Annotated in this window: 15 protein-coding genes; 7 read left to right on the forward strand and 8 right to left on the reverse strand. The window is 61.5% G+C overall.

The genetic code is table 11. The features are described 5' to 3' along the window. Positions 1-41: 41 nt before the first annotated feature. Together ACOSV0_RS13140 and ACOSV0_RS13145 are read right to left on the reverse strand one after the other, a co-directional pair. Positions 42-539: a low molecular weight protein-tyrosine-phosphatase gene (locus ACOSV0_RS13140; RefSeq protein ID WP_434106586.1), complete on the reverse strand. Its 498-nt coding sequence runs from the start codon at positions 537-539 to the stop codon at positions 42-44. A 242-nt stretch (positions 540-781) separates the two neighbouring features. Next, positions 782-1021: a hypothetical protein gene (locus tag ACOSV0_RS13145; protein ID WP_434106587.1), complete on the reverse strand. Its 240-nt coding sequence runs from the start codon at positions 1019-1021 to the stop codon at positions 782-784. Between the two features lie 269 nt (positions 1022-1290). On the opposite strand from ACOSV0_RS13145, the gene ACOSV0_RS13150 reads away from it, so the two are divergent. Further along, positions 1291-1842 (forward strand): hypothetical protein, encoded by a 552-nt coding sequence (locus ACOSV0_RS13150; RefSeq protein WP_434106588.1) that lies wholly within the window; start codon positions 1291-1293, stop codon positions 1840-1842. Between the two features lie 70 nt (positions 1843-1912). Here the strand turns inward: ACOSV0_RS13150 and ACOSV0_RS13155 are convergent, their stop codons facing one another. Both ACOSV0_RS13155 and ACOSV0_RS13160 read right to left on the reverse strand, forming a co-directional pair. Beyond that, positions 1913-3328: a lactate utilization protein B gene (locus tag ACOSV0_RS13155; RefSeq protein ID WP_434106589.1), complete on the reverse strand. Its 1416-nt coding sequence runs from the start codon at positions 3326-3328 to the stop codon at positions 1913-1915. 122 nt (positions 3329-3450) lie between these two features. Beyond that, a complete protein-coding gene (locus ACOSV0_RS13160; RefSeq protein WP_434106590.1) occupies positions 3451-4173 on the reverse strand; it encodes a (Fe-S)-binding protein in 723 nt (240 codons plus the stop codon). Between the two features lie 179 nt (positions 4174-4352). Here ACOSV0_RS13160 and ACOSV0_RS13165 point away from each other — a divergent pair, with 179 nt between their 5' ends. After that, positions 4353-5159: an IclR family transcriptional regulator gene (locus ACOSV0_RS13165; RefSeq protein ID WP_434106592.1), complete on the forward strand. Its 807-nt coding sequence runs from the start codon at positions 4353-4355 to the stop codon at positions 5157-5159. Between the two features lie 104 nt (positions 5160-5263). Here ACOSV0_RS13165 and pbpG read toward each other — a convergent pair whose 3' ends face one another. Then, complete coding sequence (gene pbpG, locus ACOSV0_RS13170; protein WP_434106593.1) at positions 5264-6448, reverse strand: D-alanyl-D-alanine endopeptidase; 1185 nt, start codon at positions 6446-6448, stop codon at positions 5264-5266. A 781-nt stretch (positions 6449-7229) separates the two neighbouring features. On the opposite strand from pbpG, the gene ACOSV0_RS13175 reads away from it, so the two are divergent. Next, positions 7230-7802 carry a phasin family protein gene (locus tag ACOSV0_RS13175; protein WP_120290936.1) on the forward strand — a complete coding sequence of 191 codons (573 nt, stop codon included), beginning with the start codon at positions 7230-7232 and terminating at the stop codon, positions 7800-7802. A gap of 332 nt (positions 7803-8134) precedes the next feature. Here the strand turns inward: ACOSV0_RS13175 and lpdA are convergent, their stop codons facing one another. The 3 genes from lpdA to aceE form a co-directional block, all read right to left on the reverse strand. Then, complete coding sequence (gene lpdA, locus ACOSV0_RS13180; protein ID WP_434106594.1) at positions 8135-9910, reverse strand: dihydrolipoyl dehydrogenase; 1776 nt, start codon at positions 9908-9910, stop codon at positions 8135-8137. Between the two features lie 285 nt (positions 9911-10195). Continuing rightward, on the reverse strand, positions 10196-11836 hold the full coding sequence (gene aceF / locus ACOSV0_RS13185; RefSeq protein ID WP_434106595.1) for a dihydrolipoyllysine-residue acetyltransferase: 1641 nt from the start codon (positions 11834-11836) through the stop codon (positions 10196-10198). 86 nt (positions 11837-11922) lie between these two features. Beyond that, positions 11923-14619, reverse strand: coding sequence for a pyruvate dehydrogenase (acetyl-transferring), homodimeric type (gene aceE, locus ACOSV0_RS13190; RefSeq protein ID WP_434106596.1), 2697 nt, complete (start codon positions 14617-14619; stop codon positions 11923-11925). A gap of 275 nt (positions 14620-14894) precedes the next feature. Here aceE and fixL point away from each other — a divergent pair, with 275 nt between their 5' ends. The 4 genes from fixL (at position 14895) to ACOSV0_RS13210 (ending at position 20868) form a co-directional block, all read left to right on the forward strand. Then, positions 14895-17411 carry an oxygen sensor histidine kinase FixL gene (gene fixL / locus ACOSV0_RS13195; RefSeq protein ID WP_434106597.1) on the forward strand — a complete coding sequence of 839 codons (2517 nt, stop codon included), beginning with the start codon at positions 14895-14897 and terminating at the stop codon, positions 17409-17411. Next, positions 17408-18052: an oxygen response regulator transcription factor FixJ gene (fixJ, locus tag ACOSV0_RS13200; RefSeq protein WP_011488992.1), complete on the forward strand. Its 645-nt coding sequence runs from the start codon at positions 17408-17410 to the stop codon at positions 18050-18052. The genes fixL and fixJ overlap by 4 nt, the downstream gene beginning before the upstream one ends. A 552-nt stretch (positions 18053-18604) precedes the next feature. Then, positions 18605-19906 (forward strand): DUF3300 domain-containing protein, encoded by a 1302-nt coding sequence (locus ACOSV0_RS13205; RefSeq protein ID WP_434106598.1) that lies wholly within the window; start codon positions 18605-18607, stop codon positions 19904-19906. A gap of 20 nt (positions 19907-19926) precedes the next feature. Continuing rightward, complete coding sequence (locus ACOSV0_RS13210; RefSeq protein WP_434106599.1) at positions 19927-20868, forward strand: DUF2950 domain-containing protein; 942 nt, start codon at positions 19927-19929, stop codon at positions 20866-20868. The last annotated feature ends 237 nt before the right edge of the window (positions 20869-21105 follow it).

A 21105-nucleotide genomic window follows, 5' to 3' on the forward strand; every position in this document is an offset into this window, starting at 1 on the left:
GCAAGATAAGGCGGCCGAGGTTCGCCAATGATCCACTGGGCTTACGTAACCAATTGGGGGCGCAACGCTGCGATCAGCCCGCGACAAGCCGCTTCGCACTGATCCAGCACCTGCTCGAAACCTTCGGCACCGCCGAAATAGGGATCGACAACTTCGCGGGCGCCGCCCCAGCGACCGTCCGTTTCAGGCACAAACTCCATCAGCAGGCGAATTTTGTCGCGCTGCTCCGCCGGACAAACCTGGCGAAGCGCGGCGACGTTTTTGTCGTCCATCGCGATCAGCAGATCGAAACGCTCGAAGTCCGCCGATGCGATCTGACGTCCGCGCAAGGCGGCCAGCTCATAACCCCGCCGGCCGGCCGCATGTTGCGCGCGGTCGTCAGGCGGCTCGCCGATATGCCAGTCACCCGTACCGGCGGAATCGACCAGAATGTGCTCCGTGAGCTTCGCCTCCTTAACCAGATGACGCATCACGCCTTCCGCGGTCGGTGAACGGCAGATGTTCCCCAGACAGACAAAGCAGATGGACACGGTTTTCATCGGAGGCTTTCGGGCGTCAAGCGCGCGTGGATCGGCAGTTAGGAAAAGCTGCCGCGATTATACAAAGCTGAACCAAATCTCGCCCGAGGCCGAACACCTCGCTCGGCGACCGGATTCGGCTGCGGAAACTGCGCCGGCAACGCCAGCAAGCGGCACGTTGGCCGCGGACACTGCCGCAGCGCCAAACCGCGCCGGAATGATGGAATTGCCGGAATCACGGCGCACGATCTGGCCTCCCGTGTTCAGGACGCTTCGGCCAGCGGCATCGCCGTCACAGCTCGCATGGGCTTGGCCGGCAACGTCGCCGCGCTGTCGACCATGCCGTACGAGACGGCGCGCGCCAGTTCCGCGGTCAGTTGATCGGCAGCGAGCGGGGCTTGCGAGGAACGCGAAGCGGCGCCGCCGCAAATGTGCAGGTAGCCTGCCACAGCAAGTGGCAGAACGATGGCAAGGGGCCAGTACACCGATATTATCTTTTTCATGATGTCGTTTCTTCCGATTAGGGGCTCGCGAGCTCGTGACTCACTATGCCCAGTCGAAATCCTATAGGAATTTGCAATCGGGAAAAACCCACTGATACGAGATACAGCGTTGCGCTGGATGGAACAGTCCATTGACTGCCTTGCGGCACCCGCCGTCGACATGCGGCCTGGCATGAAAGAGAAATCCTTACAAAGTCATACAAAGCTGGCGCGACGGTTAGCGATAATAGATGTCTTACAGACATGAAATATTCGCCCTGGTCCTCCAAATGAAACGTATTGCTCCACTTGTCAGCCTCACGGTCGCTGCTGCCTTGCTAGGCGGCTGCGCAGTTTATCCGGACGGCACGCCGATGGTCGGCAACGGCTATGACGGCGGCTACAGCGGCTACGACGGCTATGCCACCGGCGTGCCGGTGGTGCCACAAACCAGCGTGTACATGGGTTACGGCAATTATTCTGGCCCCGGTTACTACGACGGCCCCGGCCGCTATTACGGGCCAGGCCCGGGTTATCGGGGCTACCCGGGTTATCCGGATCGGGGACGGTCGAACAACGGCAACGATGGAAACAACGGTAACCGCGGAGATAACGGGGGCTGGCATGGTCAGCCGAACGGCGGCGGCCAGCATAGCGGACCGCCACCTCAAGGCGCGGTTGGCGGGCCGAGAGGACCGAGCGGATCCAATGCGCCACGGCCGGGCGCAGGCAGCCCGCCTCCGCCACAGCAAGCCGGTAACAACGGCGGGCGCGGCAACGGTGGGAATGCGCAGGCCAGAGGCAATTACAGCCGTCATTCAGAAGGCATGACGGACCACTGAGCCGATAGAGAACGTAAGCGCCGTCTTACGGCTCGTCAGGGTTGCAAACTACAACCGCTGTACCGCTCACTCAGCCAATATGGCTGCGCTGCGCGGCGTACAACTCCCTGAACGTGCGGCCGACCGGAGCCGGCAGGTCGCGCGTGTTGGTCCAGCCCGCGCCGCCCAACGGCAACCTCGCAATCGAGCGATTTCGCCCGCCCATCCGTTCCAGCACGCGCACCGCAAGCTTGGTGAAGAGCGCATAAGCATCCGGGTGCAGCGTGAGAAATCCCCACACCGCGAGCCCTGCCCGCTCACGCCACGGCCGCAGGCGCCGTTCGACCTGCTTCTCGCGCAGCTTGCGCAGCAGATCCGACAACGGAATCCCCACCGGACACACGCTGTTGCACTCGCCGCACAGCGTTGCCGCCTGAGGCAGATCCAACGCTTTGTCGATTCCGACGTAGCTCGGCGTCAGCACCGCGCCCATCGGCCCCGGATAAACCCAGCCGTAGGCATGGCCGCCCACCTTCTGATACACCGGGCAGTGGTTCATGCAGGCGCCGCAACGGATACAACGCAGCATCTCCTGGAAGTCGCCGCCGATCAGCCCCGTGCGCCCTCCGTCGACCAGCACCACATACATGTGCTCGGGACCGTCCTGATCGCCCGCCCCGCGCGGCCCGGTCAATACGGAAAAATAGTTCGACGTCGCCTGTCCGGTTGCCGAGCGCGGCAAAAGACGCATCGCGGTAGCGAGATCTTCCAGCGTGGGCAACACTTTCTCAATGCCGGTCACCGCCACGTGCACGCGCGGCATCACGGTGCACATGCCCTCGTTGCCTTCGTTCGTGATCAATGCAACCGAACCCGTCTCCGCCACCACGAAGTTGCCGCCGGTCACACCCATGTCCGCGGTCATGAAATGCGGCCGTAGCATTTCGCGCGCTTCGCGGGTCATGTCCGGAATCTCGGTCAGACGCGGCCGGTCATGCGTTTTCGCGAAAAGGTCGGCGATCTCGTCCTTATCTTTATGGACGACCGGCGCGATGATGTGGCTGGGCGGTTCGTTGCCATTGATCTGCAGAATGTATTCGCCCAGATCGGTTTCGATCGATTGCACGCCCATCTGCCCGAGTACTTCGTTCAGGCGCATTTCCTCGGTGACCATCGACTTGGTCTTGATCACCTTCTTCACCTCATGCCGGCGCGCAATATCGCCGACGAGGCGCGCGGCCTCCTGCGTGGTCTCGGCGAACAGCACTGTCACGCCGCGCCGGGTCGCTTCGCGTTCGAACGTCTCGAGCCAGACATCGAGATTTTCCAGCGCGCGATTGCGGCGCTCCTTCAGCGCGGCGCGGGTGGCGGGAAAATCGATCGCGGTCACGGCCTCGGCGCGGGCCGACACGAACTTGGTCGACAGCTTGGTGAGGTTCTGCTGCAGACGCTGGTCGGCGAGCTTCTGGCCCGCGCGGGCCTTGAAATGCATCGATTGGACTTGCATGGCGGCCTTGAGCGTATTCAGGTGAAGTGCGCGGGTGAAATGCGCAGTTGAAATGCACGAGTAAAACACACGGAATGGAATGCACCGAATCAGGTGCGCTGAATTGAGCGCCGCAACGATTTTTAAGCGTCGCCGGCCAGCACCTGAGCGATGTGCAACACGCGCGTGGTGGTGTCACCCGTGCGCCGCAAGCGGCCTTCGATATTGAGCATGCAGCCGAGGTCGCCTAGCACCACCGTGCCAGCGCCGCTCGCGCCAATATTCGCGCATTTCTCGTCGACGATCGCCGTCGAGATATCGCCATACTTGACCGCGAAGGTGCCCCCAAAGCCGCAGCAGTGCTCGCAATCCTTCATTTCGGTCACCGCCACGCCCACTTGCGTCAGCAGCGCACGGGGCTGCGCCTTGATGCCGAGTTCGCGTAGCCCCGAACAGGAATCGTGGTAAGTCACCTGACCCGCGAACTCGCCCGGCTGCAATTGCACCTTGGCCACATTGACGAGGAAATCGGTCAACTCGAACACTTTGGCCCGCAACCGGCCAAAGCGGTTCATCAGCTCCGGATCGTCCGCAAACAGGTCGCCATAATGCGCGCGGATCATGCCGCCGCACGAACCGGACGGCACCACGACATAATCGAACTGCTCGAACTCGCGCAAGGTTTTCTCGGCCAGGTCACGCGCGATGCGCCGCTCGCCCGAGTTGTACGCAGGCTGCCCGCAACAGGTTTGCGCGGGTGGCACCATCACCTCGAAGCCGGCGCCTTCGATCAGCTTGATGACCGAAAAACCGATCTCCGGACGCATCAGGTCGATCAGGCAGGTGACGAACAATCCGACTCGCATGAGCCCTCCTTCGGGAAAACGTCCCTGATTATCCGCTGTTTGCCGCACAATACCAACGGCCGGAAGGCATAGGACGAATGCCACGTTAAATTGGAATAGCCCTTCCAACCGCGTTCGCTTTTTTCACGATACGAGATACAATCAGTTTCCACTGTTTGACGTGTCAACCGATTCCTCCTATGAGCGATACGACCCCGGATCCCAAAACTTCGATCCAGGTGATCGAACGCATGATGCGCCTGCTCGATGCACTCGCTGCGCATAGCGACCCGGTCAGCCTGAAAGAACTCGCCATCCGCACGGAGCTGCACCCGTCCACCGCGCACCGCATCCTGAACGACATGGTGATGTGCCGGCTGGTCGACCGGTCGGATCCGGGCACTTACCGCCTCGGTATGCGCCTGCTCGAACTCGGCAATCTGGTGAAGGCGCGGCTGTCGGTACGCGACGCGGCGCTCACGCCGATGCGCGAACTGCACCGTCAAACCGGGCAGACCGTGAACCTCTCGGTGCGTCAGGGCGACGAGATCGTCTATATAGAACGCGCCTACTCCGAGCGCTCCGGCATGCAGGTGGTGCGAGCGATTGGCGGGCGCGCGCCGCTGCATCTGACCTCGGTGGGCAAGCTCTTCCTCGCCGCGGACGAATCGACCCGCGTGCGGGCTTACGCCACGCGCACCGGCCTCTCCGGTCACACACAGAACAGCATCACCGACCTGACCAAGCTCGAACGCGAGCTGTCGCACGTGCGTCAGCAGGCTTGCGCACGCGATAACGAAGAACTGGAACTGGGCGTGCGCTGCATCGCAGCCGGGATTTACGACGACACCGGCAAACTGGTTGCGGGCCTGTCGCTGTCCGCCCCGGCGGATCGCTTGCAGGACTCGTGGCTGGGACAGGTCAGCCAGACCGCATTACTGATTTCCGAGTCGCTCGGTTATCGCCCGCAGAAACCGCAGGACCATACGCACCACCAGCACGCATAGTCTGGCAGGGCCTTCTTCTTTCGGCTCAATAAAAAAAGCCTCGCATCTGCGAGGCTTTTTTCTGGCCGGTCCGAAAACCGACCACCAGAGCACACCAGCTCACATCAGGTACCCGCACCGCCGGCATCCGCGCTGGTGATGCGCGGCTGATCGCCGCCGTTGTCGAGCCACGTGCGCAGACGCGTCGCATCTGCAAAGCGCGAGTACTTACCCGACGAATCGAGCAGCACCATGATCATCGGACGGCCGTGAATGGTCGCCTGCATCACGAGGCACTCACCTGCTTCGTTGATGAAACCGGTCTTTTGCAGACCGATGTCCCACGTCGGGTTACGCACCAAGGCATTCGTGCTGTTGTAAGCCAGCGAACGCTTGCCGGTGTACACCTCGTAGCTGTGATCGGTCGAGAACTTGCGGATCACCGGGTATTGATACGCCGCGTTGACCATCTTCACGAGGTCACGCGCGCTCGACACGTTCTGGCTCGTCAAACCCGTAGGGTTTTCAAAGTGCGTGTCGGTCATGCCGAGTTGCTTGGCCTTTGCGTTCATGGCTGCGAGGAACGCCGGACGGCCGCCCGGGAAATAACGCGACAGCGCTGCGGCCGCACGGTTTTCCGAGGCCATCAGCGCGATGTGCAGCATGTCTTCACGCGAAAGCACCGAGCCCACCGACAAACGCGAGCCCGTGTTCTTCTCGTAATCGCGGTCTTCGTCGGTGACTTCGATCTGGTCGGTCATCGGCTCTTTCGAATCGAGCACGACCATTGCGGTCATCAGCTTGGTGATCGACGCAATCGGCACCACGGCGCGCGAATTCTTGTCGAACAGCGATTCGCCGGAGTTCTGATCGATCACGTAGGCCACGCTCGAGCGCAGCATCAGCGCATCCGGCGTTTCGTGCAGACCGAAAGCCTGGCCGACGGTAGGCGGACGCGGTTCATACGCAATGCGACGCACCACGGAGTGGTGGCGACCGTTCGACGTATACGTTACGCGCTTGCGCTTGACACTCGCGCGCGGCGCGTCGTCACCGGCGGCGGCAACGGTCTTCGCAGCGGCGCCTTTGGCGGCCTTCTTGCCCGACACTTTGTCGGCAGTGGCTGCGGCGGGCTTTTTGGCTGCTTTCGCGTGTTTGGAGGTTTTTGCGGTTGTAGCGGGCGTGGCGGCAAAAGTGCTGACAGGCGCGGCGAACGCCGCTGCGATGACCATGGAGGCGGCCACCGACAGAGCGGTGCTGCGGGCCGCGCCGTGGATCACTTTTAGCGACGAAAACATGTCGGTTTTCATGGGTGTTCGGTAGGGAGCGGCTAGAGGTTTCCGCAAGTGTAGTAAAACAATGAAAAATTAGCAATTTGAAGCACTTATACGCGCTCCTTAAACCGGCTTGTAAGCTCCGATCGCAAAAACACGAATAAGTGCCATCTTTCGATCGAAAAAAACGATCGGCAACGCGTTTCGCCTCGCCTTTGCCACCCCATGCCGGAATCGAGACGATTCTTTCAGCATAACGGCAATTTCGAGACAATCTTGATCAGGGGAAATACGGTCTGAGCGCAAGCGTCTAAAGCCTTGCCAGCGCACTGAAACGTCGCAGGGATCTCGCTGCAGCCTGTTAAACATCTGCTGGAGACCGCCAACGCGCATTCGACCGGCATAGAACATTAACGTTCCGTGACACTTTCTGGTTTACATCGGAATAGCCAATCGATGGTTTTTTTGTCAACCGCCGATACGACTTTTGCGCTGGCACCGCTCCCAGTCAAGCGGTCAAAATCCCTCCTGAAATCGGTAACAAATACAGGTTTTTTCCTGCACCAGTCCAGTGCGGCGGACAAATTAACCTGCATCATCTGAATGGCATACCTACTGCATAAGACATTGTTTTATCAGCAATTTCTTAACATTGTGCGACGCACAAAAAACGCTTGACATTCGTTGCAGCCATCCTAAAATGGGAACCATTGCTGCGACGCACCATACATCGCAGTCCGGGGAAACGATCTGAGAGCGTGTCCCCACCAACCCAAAGCGGTCCGCACAGACAGACCGCGATCCAGGAGCGTAAACCATGACTCTGCTGACCCCTGAGCAATTCGCCGCAGCCCAGAAAGCCAACTTTGAAACGTTGTTCGGCCTGACGACCAAAGCATTTGAAGGCGTCGAAAAGCTGGTTGAACTGAACCTGCAAGTCGTTAAGTCGACGCTCGCGGAAAGCCAGGAAAATGCCCAGCGCGCGCTGTCGGTGAAGGACGCGCAGGAACTGCTGGCACTGCAAGCAAGCCTTGCACAGCCGGTGGCTGAAAAGGCGCTGTCGTACGGCCGTCACGTGTATGAGATCGTTTCGGCAACGCAGGGTGAATTCACTCGCGTCGCAGAAGCTCAATTCGAAGAGCAAAACCGCAAGGTCCAGGCGCTCGTCGAAAACGTTGCAAAGAATGCGCCGGCCGGTTCGGAAACCGCTGTCGCCGTGATGAAGTCGGCTATCACCGCCGCCAACACCACGTACGAAACGGTCCACAAGGCAACCAAGCAAGCTGTCGAAATCGCCGAAAGCAACTTCAATGCAGCCGCAACGGCCGCATCGAAGGCAGCATCGCAAGCCGCTGCACAAGCATCGCGCTCGGCAAAGAAGGCCGTCTAAGTTTCAAGCCGCCGAAGTTTCAATCTGCACGCCGGCCCCGCCTCATTGGCTGGACCGGCGTTATCGCAAGCAACAGCGTCGTGCCGTGCCGCTCACACGGTTTTACTGGCCGAACGCTCCGATACGTTGAATGACGTATCGTTTGCCCGGCGAAAGGCCGGGATTTTTTTCCCCTCGCCTGAGATGCGCCGCACATGTTTCATGCGGTGCTTCACGACAAACGCTCTACGCTGCTTGCTGCAAATAGAAAACGGCGCGCCCTTTGCGGGGCGCGCCGTTTTTTTTGCCTCGCTTGCTTCGAGCCCACCTGCATGCAGATGGGCCCAGCAGCATTACTTCTTTTTCTGCGGCGGCAAGTCGGTGCAGACGCCTTCGTACAATTCGGCGGCCATACCGATCGATTCGCCGAGCGTCGGATGCGGGTGGATCGTCTTACCGATATCCGTTGCATCCGCACCCATTTCGACCGCGAGACAGACTTCGCTGATCAGATCGCCCGCGTTCAGACCGACGATCCCGCCGCCGATCACGCGATGCGTTTCTTCGTCGAACAGCAGCTTGGTGAAGCCTTCGTCACGACCGTTGGCAATCGCGCGACCCGAGGCTGCCCACGGGAACACCGCTTTGCCGTACTTGATGCCTGCGGCCTTCAGCTGGTCTTCCGTCTTGCCGGCCCACGCCACTTCCGGATCGGTGTAGGCCACCGACGGAATCTGCAGCGCATCGAAGTACGCCTTCTCGCCATGCGCCACTTCAGCGGCGACGTGGCCTTCGTGCACGGCTTTGTGCGCGAGCATCGGCTGGCCGACGATATCGCCGATCGCGAAGATGTGCGGCACGTTGGTACGCATCTGCTTGTCGACGTCGATGAAGCCGCGATCCGTTACGGCCACGCCGGCCTTATCCGCGCCGATCTTCTTGCCATTCGGCGTACGGCCGACGGCGACCAGCACGAGGTCATAGCGTTGCGCTTCGGCCGGGGCCTTTTCGCCTTCGAACGACACGTAGATGCCGTCGTCTTTCGCTTCCGCCGCGGTGGTTTTGGTCTTCAGCATGACGTTGGCAAAACGCTTGCTGTTGTACTTCTCCCAGACCTTGACCAGATCGCGATCCGCGCCGGCCATCAGACCGTCGAGCATTTCCACCACGTCGATCTGCGCACCGAGCGTCGCGTAGACCGTCGCCATTTCGAGGCCGATGATGCCGCCGCCGATCACCAGCATGCGCTGCGGAATCTGACGCAGTTCGAGCGCGCCGGTCGAATCGACCACGCGCGGGTCTTCCGGAATGAACGGCAGCTTCACCGCTTCCGAGCCTGCGGCGATGATCGCCTGCTTGAACCTGACGACCTTCTTGCCGCTTTCGGTCTGCACTTCCATGTGATGCGGATCGACGAACGAGCCGTTACCCGTCACGACTTCGACCTTGCGCATCTTGGCCATGCCGGCGAGACCGCCGGTGAGCTTCTTGACGACGCCCGACTTGAAGTCGCGCAGCTTGTCGAGATCGATTTGCGGCTTGCCGAACGTGATGCCATGCGCGCCGAGCGCTTCCGCTTCGTCGATGACGAGAGCCGTGTGCAACAAAGCCTTCGACGGAATACAACCGACGTTCAGACAGACACCACCGAGCGTTGCATAGCGTTCGACGAGCACCGTCTTCATGCCGAGATCGGCCGAGCGGAATGCAGCCGAGTATCCACCGGGACCCGAACCGAGCACGAGCATGTCGCACTCGATATCCGCGTTGCCGGAGAAGCTGCCGGCTTGCGGCGCGGGCGCTGCCGCTTTGGACGCAGGCGCAGGCGCCGGTGCAGGCGCCGCCGCCGGAGCGGGCGCCTTCTCTGGCGCCTTGGCCGGCGCCGCATCTGCCGACGTTTCGACTAGCGCGATGACCGTACCTTGCGAGACTTTGTCGCCGGCCTTCACGCGTACTTCCTTGACGGTGCCGGCGGCATCGCTCGGCACTTCGATGGAGGCCTTATCGGACTCGAGCGTCATCAGCGCCTGTTCGTTCTCGATGACATCGCCCGGTTTGATATTGACTTCGATGACATCGACGTCCTTGAAGTCACCGATATCCGGCACTTTTACTTCGACGAGACTCATAGTGTCCCCTTCTCTTATTGATCGGTTGTGAGGCACGCGCAAACACGCTTAACTACAGCCTAAAAACCGGCGACGCCCTGGACAGAATCAGCCTTTGCTGTCCGCCCAAGGACGCGCCTTTCTTTTGCCTACTTTTCTTTGGAAGACGACCCGAAGGTAGTCCCTGTGGGACAAAGAAAAGTAGGTGCCGCCCCGCACAGGGGCAACGCTAATAGACCGATAAGAAAGCAAGTTCAGCGAGAAACGCGGATAACTGATAAACACAGCGCTCCGCGCAACATCCGATCAAAGAATCACACGCCGAAAATCGGCAAGAATCGCACCCAGATACGCATTGAACCGCGCCGCCGCAGCACCGTCGATCACGCGATGGTCATACGACAACGACAGCGGCAGAATCAGACGCGGCACAAACTGCTTGCCATCCCAAACCGGCTTCATCGCACCACGCGACAGCCCGAGAATGGCGACTTCCGGCGCATTGATAATCGGCGTGAAGTGAGTCCCGCCAATCCCACCCAGCGAAGAAATCGAGAAGCAACCACCTTGCATCTGATCCGGCTTCAGCTTGCCGTCACGCGCGAGCTTCGAAAGCTCGGTCATTTCCTTCGCGATATCGATCAAACCCTTCTTGTCCGCATCGCGAATCACCGGAACGACCAGGCCGTTCGGCGTATCGGCAGCAAACCCGATATGGAAGTACTGCTTGAACACCAGGTTGTCGCCGTCGAGGCTCGCATTGAACGTCGGGAACTGCTTCAAGGCAGCAACCACCGCCTTGATCACGAACGCCAGCATCGTGACCTTCACGCCGGCTTTTTCGTTTTCCTTGTTCAACTGCACGCGCAGCGCTTCGAGATCGGTGATGTCCGCTTCGTCGTTGTTCGTGACGTGCGGAATCATGACCCAGTTGCGATGCAGATTCGCGCCCGAGATTTTCTTGATGCGCGACAACGGCTTCGGATCGACCGGGCCAAACTTGGTGAAGTCGACCTTCGGCCACGGCAACAGATTCAACTCGCCGCCACCCGCGGCAGCCGGTGCGGCAGCGCCTGCCGGTGCAGCGCGCTGGCCGGTCATCACACCCTTGATGAAGCCGGTCACGTCCGCTTGCGTAATACGGCCCTTCGGCCCCGTACCCTGCACTTGCGTCACGTCGACACCGAGTTCGCGCGCAAACTTGCGCACGGACGGCGACGCGTGGCTCGCATGACGGGCACCACCCTCGCCAGCCGGAATCGACGGCGCTTGTGCAAGTGCGGACGGCGAAGCCGGCGCGGGCGAAGGAACAGCCGGCGCGTCCGACGGCTTTTCGACCGCGGCCTGCTTCGCCGCAGGTGCGGCAGCCGGCGCAGCAGCGCCATCCGCTTCCAGCACGACGATGACCGAGCCTTCCGACACGTTATCGCCGACCTTGACCTTCACTTCCTTGACGACGCCGGCGGCCGAGCTCGGCACGTCCATGGTCGCCTTGTCGGATTCGAGCGTCACCAGCGACTGCTCTTTCTCGACGCGATCGCCGACCTTCACCGAGACTTCGATCACGGGAATGTCTTTGTAGTCGCCGATATCCGGCACTTTGACTTCTTGCAGACCACCACCCGCGGCAGCGGGTGCCGGGGCAGGCGCAGCAGCCGGGGCCGCTGCGGCAGCAGGCGCCGGAGCCGGCGCAGCAGCAGCCGCACCCGCAGCTTCCAGCACGACGATCAGCGCGCCTTCCGACACGTTGTCGCCCACCTTGACCTTCACTTCCTTGACGACGCCGGCGGCCGAGCTCGGCACGTCCATGGTCGCCTTGTCGGATTCCAGCGTAACGAGCGACTGCTCTTTCTCGACGGTATCACCCGCCTTCACCAGCACCTCGATCACAGGAATGTCCTTGTAATCGCCGATGTCCGGCACCTTGACTTCGATCGCTTGACTCATTGTTAGTGTCTCCTGGGCCGCGCACGCCACCCGCTCCTGTCGATCAGGAGCAGGCGCGCACGCCGTGGCACACGGGGAATGATGCCTTAGACGGTCATCGGGTTGGGTTTGGCGGGATCAAGGTTGTACTTCTTGAGCGCCTCGGCGACGACCTTGCGTTCGATCGTGCCTTCATCTGCCAGTGCATTCAACGCGGCAACCGTGACCCAGTAGCGGTCGACTTCGAAGAAGTGACGCAGCTTTTCGCGCGTGTCCGAACGGCCGTAGCCGTCCGTGCCCAGCACGACGAATTTCTGCGGCACGAACGCGCGGATCTGTTCGGTCAGCGCGCGCACGTAGTCGGTCGATGCGATGACCGGACCTTGTGCGTCCTTCAACAGCTTCTCGACGTGCGAGACCTTCTTCTCTTCGGTCGGGTGCAGCAGGTTCCAGCGCTGCACTTCGTGACCTTCGCGAGCCAGTTCGGTGAAGCTCGGCACGCTCCACAGGTCGGCAGCGACGCCCCAGTCGTTCTTCAGAAGATCGGCGGCGGCGATCACTTCATTGAAGATCGTGCCGGCACCCATCAGCTGAACGCGCGGCGCCTTGGCGTCGGCTTCGGCCTTCTTGAAGGAATACATACCCTTGATGATGTCGGCCGCTACGGCATCGCCCTGCGGAATCGCCGGGTGCTCGTAGTTCTCGTTCATCACCGTGATGTAGTAGTACACGTCTTCCTGGTCAGCCACCATGCGGCGCAGACCGTCCTGCATGATGACCGCGAGTTCGTAACCGAAGGTCGGGTCGTAGCTGATGCAGTTCGGCACCGATGCCGCCCACAGCAGAGAATGACCGTCTTCGTGTTGCAGACCTTCGCCGTTCAGCGTCGTGCGGCCGGCCGTGCCGCCCAGCAGGAAGCCGCGCGAACGCATGTCGCCCGCGGCCCATGCCAGGTCGCCGATACGCTGGAAGCCGAACATCGAGTAGAAGATGTAGAACGGGATCATGATCTCGCCGTGCGTCGAGTACGACGTCGCGGCTGCGATCCAGTCACACATGCCACCGGCTTCGTTGATCCCTTCCTGCAGGATCTGGCCGGTTTCCGATTCGCGGTAGAACATCAACTGATCGGAATCTTCCGGAATGTACTTCTGGCCTTCCTGATTCCAGATGCCGATCTGGCGGAACAGGCCTTCCATACCGAAGGTACGCGATTCGTCCGGCACGATCGGCACGATGCGTTTGCCGAGCGCCTTGTCTTTCAGCAGGATGTTGAGAATCCGCACGAACGCCATCGTCGTGGAGATCTCGCGGCCTTCGCCCGTGCCCTTCAATAGCGGCTCGAACGCGTCGAGTGCCGGCACCGGCAGCGACTCGGCCTTCTGGCGACGCGCCGGCAGATAGCCGCCGAGGTCCTGACGGCGAGCGCGCATGTACTCGAGTTCCTTCGAACCTTCTTCGAACTTGAGGTACGGCACGTTGACGAGGTCTTCGTCGGGAATCGGCAGACGGAACTGATCGCGGAATTTCTTCAGCTGATCGACGTGCAGCTTCTTCTGCTGATGGGTGATGTTCATCGCCTGGCCGGCTTCGCCCATGCCGTAGCCCTTGATCGTCTTCGCGAGGATGACGGTCGGCTGGCCCTGCGAGTTCGAGGCTTCCGAGAACGCTGCGTAGATCTTGTGCGGATCATGGCCGCCGCGGTTCAGGTTCCAGATTTCTTCGTCGGACCATTCGGCAACCAGCGCCTTCAGTTCAGGCGTATTGAAGAAGTGTTCGCGAACATACGCGCCCGACTCCGATTTGTACGTCTGATATTCGCCGTCGACGACTTCCATCATCCGGCGCATCAGCGCGCCCGACTTGTCGCGTTGGAACAGCGCATCCCAGCGGCTGCCCCAGACGACCTTGATGACGTTCCAGCCGGCGCCGCGGAATTCGCTTTCGAGTTCCTGGATGATCTTGCCGTTGCCGCGCACCGGACCGTCGAGACGCTGCAGATTGCAGTTGATCACGAACACCAGGTTGTCGAGGCGCTCGCGGCCGGCCATGCCGATCGCGCCGAGCGATTCCGGTTCATCGGTTTCGCCGTCGCCGAGGAAGGCCCAGACCTTGCGGCCGGCCGTCTTCGCGATGCCGCGCGCCTGCAGGTACTTCATGAAGCGCGCCTGATAGATCGCCATGATCGGGCCGAGGCCCATCGAGACGGTCGGGAATTGCCAGAAGTCCGGCATCAGCCACGGATGCGGATACGACGAGATGCCCTCGCCGCCCACTTCCTGACGGAAATTGTCGAGCTGGTTTTCGGTCAGACGGCCGAGCAGGAACGCGCGCGAGTACACACCCGGAGACGAATGGCCCTGCACGAACACGAGGTCGCCGCCATGCTCAGCCGACGGTGCGTGCCAGAAATGGTTGTAGCCGACGTCGTACAGCGTGGCAGCCGACGCGAACGAGGCGATGTGGCCGCCGACGTTCGTGTCCTTGCCCGCGCGCAGCACCATCGCAATGGCGTTCCAGCGCGTGTACGAACGGATGCGGTGTTCGATATCCTGGTCGCCGGGAATCGGCGCCTGACGCGACACGGGAATCGTATTGATGTACGGGGTGTTAGCGGAGAACGGCAGATGCTCGCCATGCACGCGGGCGAACTCGATCTGCTTCTCGATCAGATAGTGGGCGCGGTCGGGACCCACTGCAGAAATCACGCCATCCAGCGCTTCCAGCCATTCGCCGGTTTCCTGGGGATCGTCGTCTTTTTCGGCGGCGACATATTTCATGACTTCGTCGGGTACAGCGGACATGCTCGTCTCCTGGATTTAGAGGAACGCTCTTTGAACAGACGACGCGGACGAAGCACGGCCGCGGCAGCTTCGGCCGATTGTAAAAGGGGTCCTGACGTCCGCGCAACAAAATTTTCGAATTACGAGATCGGTTCTCATAATGCGGAAAATTGCTGCGGCGCAACCTGATTTGACTGCCGATCGACGGATACGTCGGCTAGTTTGCGCCGATTAACGGTACTTTCAGCGCTTTTTTGCGCCATTTGCTAGTGACTCGCTGCGCTACAATGCCACGCATGTTGACCGAACGGCTTTTCGCTCGCTCGGCGCGCACCGCCGGTTCGCCGGCGGATTCGACGCCGTCCTCCCGCTGGCACCACGGACCGTGGTGGTCGAACTCCTATTTGCTGACGCCGCTGCTGTCGATCCTGGTTTTCCTGGTCGTCATGAGCCTGATTCTGTGGAGCCTGAACCGGCGCGAACAGCAGCAGCAGGAAGACACGCTCTACCGCAATGTCGCGTGGGCGCAGCAGCAGATCCGCCTGTCCATGACCGGCGCGCAGGAACAGATTCAGGCCCTCGCCCGCGATCTCGTCGCCGGCCACGCCGATCCGCATTCATTCCAGGTGTCCACCACGGACATCATGCAGGGGCATCCCGAAATCCTCTACATGAACTGGTATACGAGCCAGCAGCAGCCACGCTGGCCCAATACCGCCCTGCCCGTGTTCGGCCAGCGCCTCGCCAAGCCGAATGACGCGCAGATGGACGACGCCGTCAAAGCCGCCTTCAACGAGGCGCGCAATACGCGCCGCCAGGTGTACTCGCCGCTGATCTACGACGACGTCGGCAACGGCTACATCACATTGCAAACGCCGGTGTATCGCGACCGCGACTTCCTCGGCACGATTGCCGCCGTGTTCTCGGTGGAAGGCATCCTGAAGCACGACATTCCGCCCGAGCTGTCGGCCAAATACAAAATCTCGATCATCGACGTGAACAACCGCGAGTTGACCACCACGTCGACCCGCCCGCGCCTGCCGCGCGACATGTTCTACGATCTGCCGCTCGACCCGCCGGGCCAGGGCGTCTCGGTACGCGTCTACGCGTTCCCGCAGATGACCAACTTCACCAACAACACGCTGGTCTGGCTGGTGGCCGGCCTGTCGTGCTTCGTGTTGTGGAGTCTGTGGAGCTTGTGGAAACACACCCGGCAACGCTTCGAAGCGCAACAGGCGTTGTACGCCGAAGCGTTCTTCCGGCGCGCAATGGAAAACTCGGTGCTGATCGGGATGCGCGTGCTCGACATGCACGGCCGCATCACCCACGTCAATCCGGCGTTTTGCCGCATGACCGGCTGGGACGAAAGCGATCTGGTCGGCAAGAACGCGCCGTTCGCCTACTGGCCGCGCGACGCTTACCCGGAGATGCAACGCCAGCTCGATATGACGCTGCGCGGCAAGGCGCCCTCGTCGGGCTTCGAATTGCGAGTGCGCCGCAAAGACGGTTCGCTGTTCCACGCGCGTCTCTACGTGTCGCCGCTGATCGACAGCTCGGGGCGCCAGACCGGCTGGATGTCGTCGATGACCGACATCACCGAACCGAAACGCGCGCGCGAAGAGCTCGCCGCCGCGCACGAGCGCTTCACGACCGTGCTCGAAAGTCTCGACGCCGCCGTCTCCGTGCTGGCCGCCGACGAAGCCGAACTGCTGTTCGCCAACCGCTACTACCGCCACCTCTTCGGCATTCGCCCGGACGGCCATCTGGAGCTGGCGGGCGGCGGCTTCGACAGCTCGCAGGCCTCGTCCGATTCGATCGACATGGTGGATACCTACGCGGGCCTGCCCGCCGCCGCCTTGACCGAAAGCACGGCCGACGCGCAGGAAATCTACGTGCAGAGCATCCAGAAATGGTTCGAAGTGCGCCGCCAGTACATTCAGTGGGTGGACGGCCACCTCGCGCAGATGCAGATCGCGACCGACATCACCACCCGCAAGCAGGCCCAGGAACTGTCGCGCCAGCAGGACGAGAAGCTGCAGTTCACCAGCCGCCTGATGACGATGGGCGAAATGGCCTCGTCGCTCGCGCATGAGCTGAATCAGCCGCTCGCCGCCATCAATAACTATTGCTCAGGAACCGTAGCACTGGTTAAATCCGGTCGAACGACGCCTGACAATCTTCTGCCCGTGCTCGAGAAAACCGCCCAGCAGGCCGTACGGGCAGGCATGATCATCAAGCGCATTCGCGAGTTCGTGAAACGCAGCGAGCCGAAACGCCAGGCCACGCGCGTGGCCGATATCGTGGCCGACGCCGTGGGCCTCGCCGAACTCGAAGCGCGCAAGCGCAAGATTCGCATCGTGACCGATCTGCGCTCGCGCCTGCCGGTGATCTACGTCGACCCGGTGCTGATCGAGCAGGTGCTGGTGAACCTGCTGAAGAACGGCGCCGAAGCGATGCACGATGCACGCCCGAATGCCGTCGACCCCGTGATTCGCGTGGTCGTCCGGCTGGAAGGCGGGTTTGTCTGCATCAGTGTCGTCGACCAGGGACCGGGCGTCGACGAAGCAACAGCCGAGCGGCTGTTCGAACCGTTTTACAGCACCAAGTCCGATGGTATGGGCATGGGGCTGAATATTTGCCGTTCGATTATCGAATCGCACCGCGGCCGTCTGTGGGTGGTCAACAACGTCGAATCTGACGGCCACATCACAGGCGCCACGTTCCATTGCAGTCTGCCTATTGGAGAGCCTGACGGCCCGAGCAACGGCGGGTCAGAGGCGCCGACACCACAAACCGTTACGGGAGAGCTATGAACAGCCCAGTCACCACACAGGAAACTGTCTTTGTCGTCGACGACGATGAGGCCGTACGAGATTCGCTGCGCTGGCTGCTGGAGGCGAACGGCTACCGCGTGCAATGCTTCTCCAGCGCCGAGCAGTTCATCGACGCATGGCAGCCGCATACGCATCCGGGCCAGATCGCCTGCCTGATTCTCGATGTGCGGATGTCCGGCATGAGCGGGCTCGAGTTGCAGGAACGCCTGATCGCCGACAACGCATCGCTGCCGATCATCTTCGTGACGGGTCACGGCGACGTGCCGATGGCCGTGTCGACGATGAAAAAAGGCGCGATGGACTTCATCGAAAAACCGTTCGACGAAGCCGAACTGCGCAAGCTGGTCGAGCGCATGCTCGACAAGGCACGTAGCGAAAGCACCAGCGTGCAACAGCAACGTGCTGCGGCAGAACGTCTCGGCAAGCTGACCGCGCGTGAGCATCAGGTGCTCGAACGCATCATCGCCGGCCGCCTGAACAAGCAGATCGCCGACGACCTCGGCATCAGCATCAAGACGGTCGAAGCGCACCGCGCGAACATCATGGAAAAGCTCAACGTCAACACGGTCGCCGATCTGCTGCGCCTCGCGTTGTCGAACAAGCCGCAACCGGCGCAATAAACCCGTCAACAGAACGACCGCGGCACACGCCGCGGGTCGCGGCTGTGCATCAACGACCGGACTGCCGGACAGTCCGGTCCGCTTCATCCCCCACGCCTTCCTTTCCCTCGCTTCACAACAACTCCACAGCAACTTCGCAACGACGGCGGTCGGCATGGTTCAACACGCCCGCATCCGCATCCACGTTCGCATCGCTTAATCACTACGCATTACTCAGCATCCGCTTACGCTGCATGGCAATAGTTTCTTTCCATCAGCAAGATTGACAAGCTCCGCTACGCCCCCTAATTTATACAGAACTCCTCAACAGGATCCGTTAATGCCCGATGAACGCAGAACACCTGTGCTGTCGTTGTCGTGTGCGCGTCGCCTGGCGACGCAAAGCAGTTACCGCGGTTCAACCGCGTTGCTGAGGGATCTGTCCTATCGAATGGCTCAAGCGAAACTGAGCCGGCCTTTACTCGTTTCCTTCTCCATTCCTTTGCGCTGAAGCAAAGCAGCATGCGCTGCTCATTGACTTCGCGCGTTTAACGCAGCCGGGAGGATTTCATCGTGAAACGATCCGGAGCACACCGTTCGCGTGTGTTGCTTGTTTGCGCCGCACTTGCGGGCGCGCCACTCTTCGTCGGTCTGACCATGCCGGGCCCGGTCTATGCGCAAAGCGCCGCGAAGATGTCGACCCAGCAACTCGATTCGCTGACCGCACCCATCGCGCTCTATCCCGACGCCCTGCTCGCGCAGGTGCTGATGGCCGCCACTTTCCCTCAGGATGTGCAGGCCGCGGCCGCCTGGTCGAAAACGAACTCGAAGCTGCAAGGCGACGACGCCGTAAAGGCAGTCGCTTCCCAGCCGTGGGATCCGAGCGTGCAATCGCTGGTCGCCTTCCCGCAGGTCCTCGCGACGATGGCGTCGAAACCCGACTGGGTCTCGCAACTCGGCACGGCCTTTCTCGACCAGCCGAACGACGTAATGGACTCCGTGCAGCGTTTGCGCAAACAGGCGCAAGCGGCAGGCAATCTGAAGACGAGTTCGCAACAGAAAGTCGTGGTCGAGCAAAGCACGATTCAGATCGTGCCGGCCAATCCGCAAGTCGTGTATGTGCCAACGTATAACCCGACTGTCGTCTACGGCACATGGCCCTATCCCGCTTACCCGCCCGTGTACGTGCCGCCCCCGCCCGGCTATGCGATCGCAACCGGTTTCGCGACCGGTCTTGCATTCGGCGCCGGCGTGGCCGTTGCCAATTCGTTGTGGGGCGGCTTCAACTGGAACACGCATGACGTCAACATCAACGTGAACCGGTACAACAACATCAATGTGAACAACCGGCTCAACGTGAACAGCAGCACGACGAACTGGAATCGCAACACCAACGTCAATCGCAACGTCAACAATGCGAATCTCAACCGCAACGTCAACAACAACCTCGGCGGTGCACAGCGCGATGCCTATCGCGGCCGCGACGATGCCGCTCGTGCCCAGGCGCAGCAGACCTTGCAGAACCGTACCGGCCAGAACCTGAGCGGCAACGCGAGCCAGCGCGTGCAGGGGATTCATCAGGGCGGCACCGCGAACAGCGACCTGCAGAACCGCGCACAGAACGCCAATCGCGATAACGCGTTACGCGGCGCCGGTGACGGCAATAGCGCGCGGCAGGACACGCAGCGTGGCGAGGCGAGCCGCAACGCGGCCGCGAACCGTTCCGGCAGCGGCGGCCTCGGCGCCAACGGCGGCGGCCAGCAACGCACGGGGGGCGGTTTCGGCGCCAATGGCGGCGGTGTCCAGCGCGGCGGTGGTGGTGGCCGACTGGGCGGTGGCGGCGGTGGTGAACGCCACCTCGGCCGCAACCGTTGATCGATCAAGAGGAGTCTCTGATGATTCGCTTATTTCCACGCGGCACCTTGCGCGCCCACGCTCTGACCTTCGCTGTTGCCCTCGGCACGACCGGCACCCTGCTGGTGGCGCCGGTACTGCTGATCGGCACGACCGCCGCCCACGCGCAGGCGGTCTATCCGAGTGCCGACGACGCCGCCAGTGCGTTCGTCGACGCGTTGGCCCGCAACGACGAAAACGCGCTCAAGCATGTGCTCGGCAACGATTTTCATCGCTTCATCCCTTCCGAAGGAATCGGCGAGGACGATATCTACCAGTTCCTCGGTGCATGGTCGAAAGGGCATCAGATCGTCGCGGACCCCGTGAAGAGCGCGGGGCACGCAACCGCGCATCTGGCGGTCGGCGACAGCGGCTGGACTTTGCCGATCCCGCTCGTGCAAGCCGCGCACGGCTGGCGCTTCGATCCGCCGGCCGCACAGGACGAGATGCTGACACGCCGCATCGGCCGCAACGAACACGCGGCGATCCTGACCTCGCTCGCCTATCTCGACGCGCAGAACGACTATCACAACCTGACCCAGCACTACGCACAGCGCTTCGTCAGCACGCAGGGCCGGCATGACGGCCTGTATTGGGCGACGGCGCCCGGCGAAACGGAAAGCCCGCTTGGACCGCTCGCCGCCACCATGCCCAACGGCACCCTGCCGAAAGAGGCTTACCACGGCTATCACTACCGGATCCTGACGGCGCAAGGTCCGCATGCAAAGGGCGGCGCGCAGAACTACGTCGAGAACGGCGAGATGACCAAAGGTTTCGGTCTGATCGCCTCGCCGGCCGAATACGGCAAAACCGGCGTGATGAGTTTTATCGTCAATCAGGACGGTCAGGTCTATCAGAAGAACCTCGGGCCGCAGAGCACACGCGCCGCGGCGGCCGTTAAGTCGTTCGACCCGGACGATAGCTGGCAGCCTGTGCAACAGTAAAGCAGCGGGAGTCGTTCGACGGCCGCGGCGGCGTGCAAACCCGTCCGCGGCCGATCTGTTTCCGGCGCTACGCCGGCGCGCCTCGAATCCGCGCATGGCGCATCATGCGGGGCCGGTATAATGTCGGACTTTGCAGCGCTGCTTATCCCCGATTCGCTTCGCGCGCTTTTCATGTGCCGACCCGTTTCCGACGAAAAGCGCCATCGCACGTGCCGCCTATGCCACACGCGCACGCCT

Origin of the sequence: Paraburkholderia caffeinilytica, assembly GCF_051027425.1 — a bacterium.
Taxonomy (GTDB): domain Bacteria; phylum Pseudomonadota; class Gammaproteobacteria; order Burkholderiales; family Burkholderiaceae; genus Paraburkholderia; species Paraburkholderia caffeinilytica_A.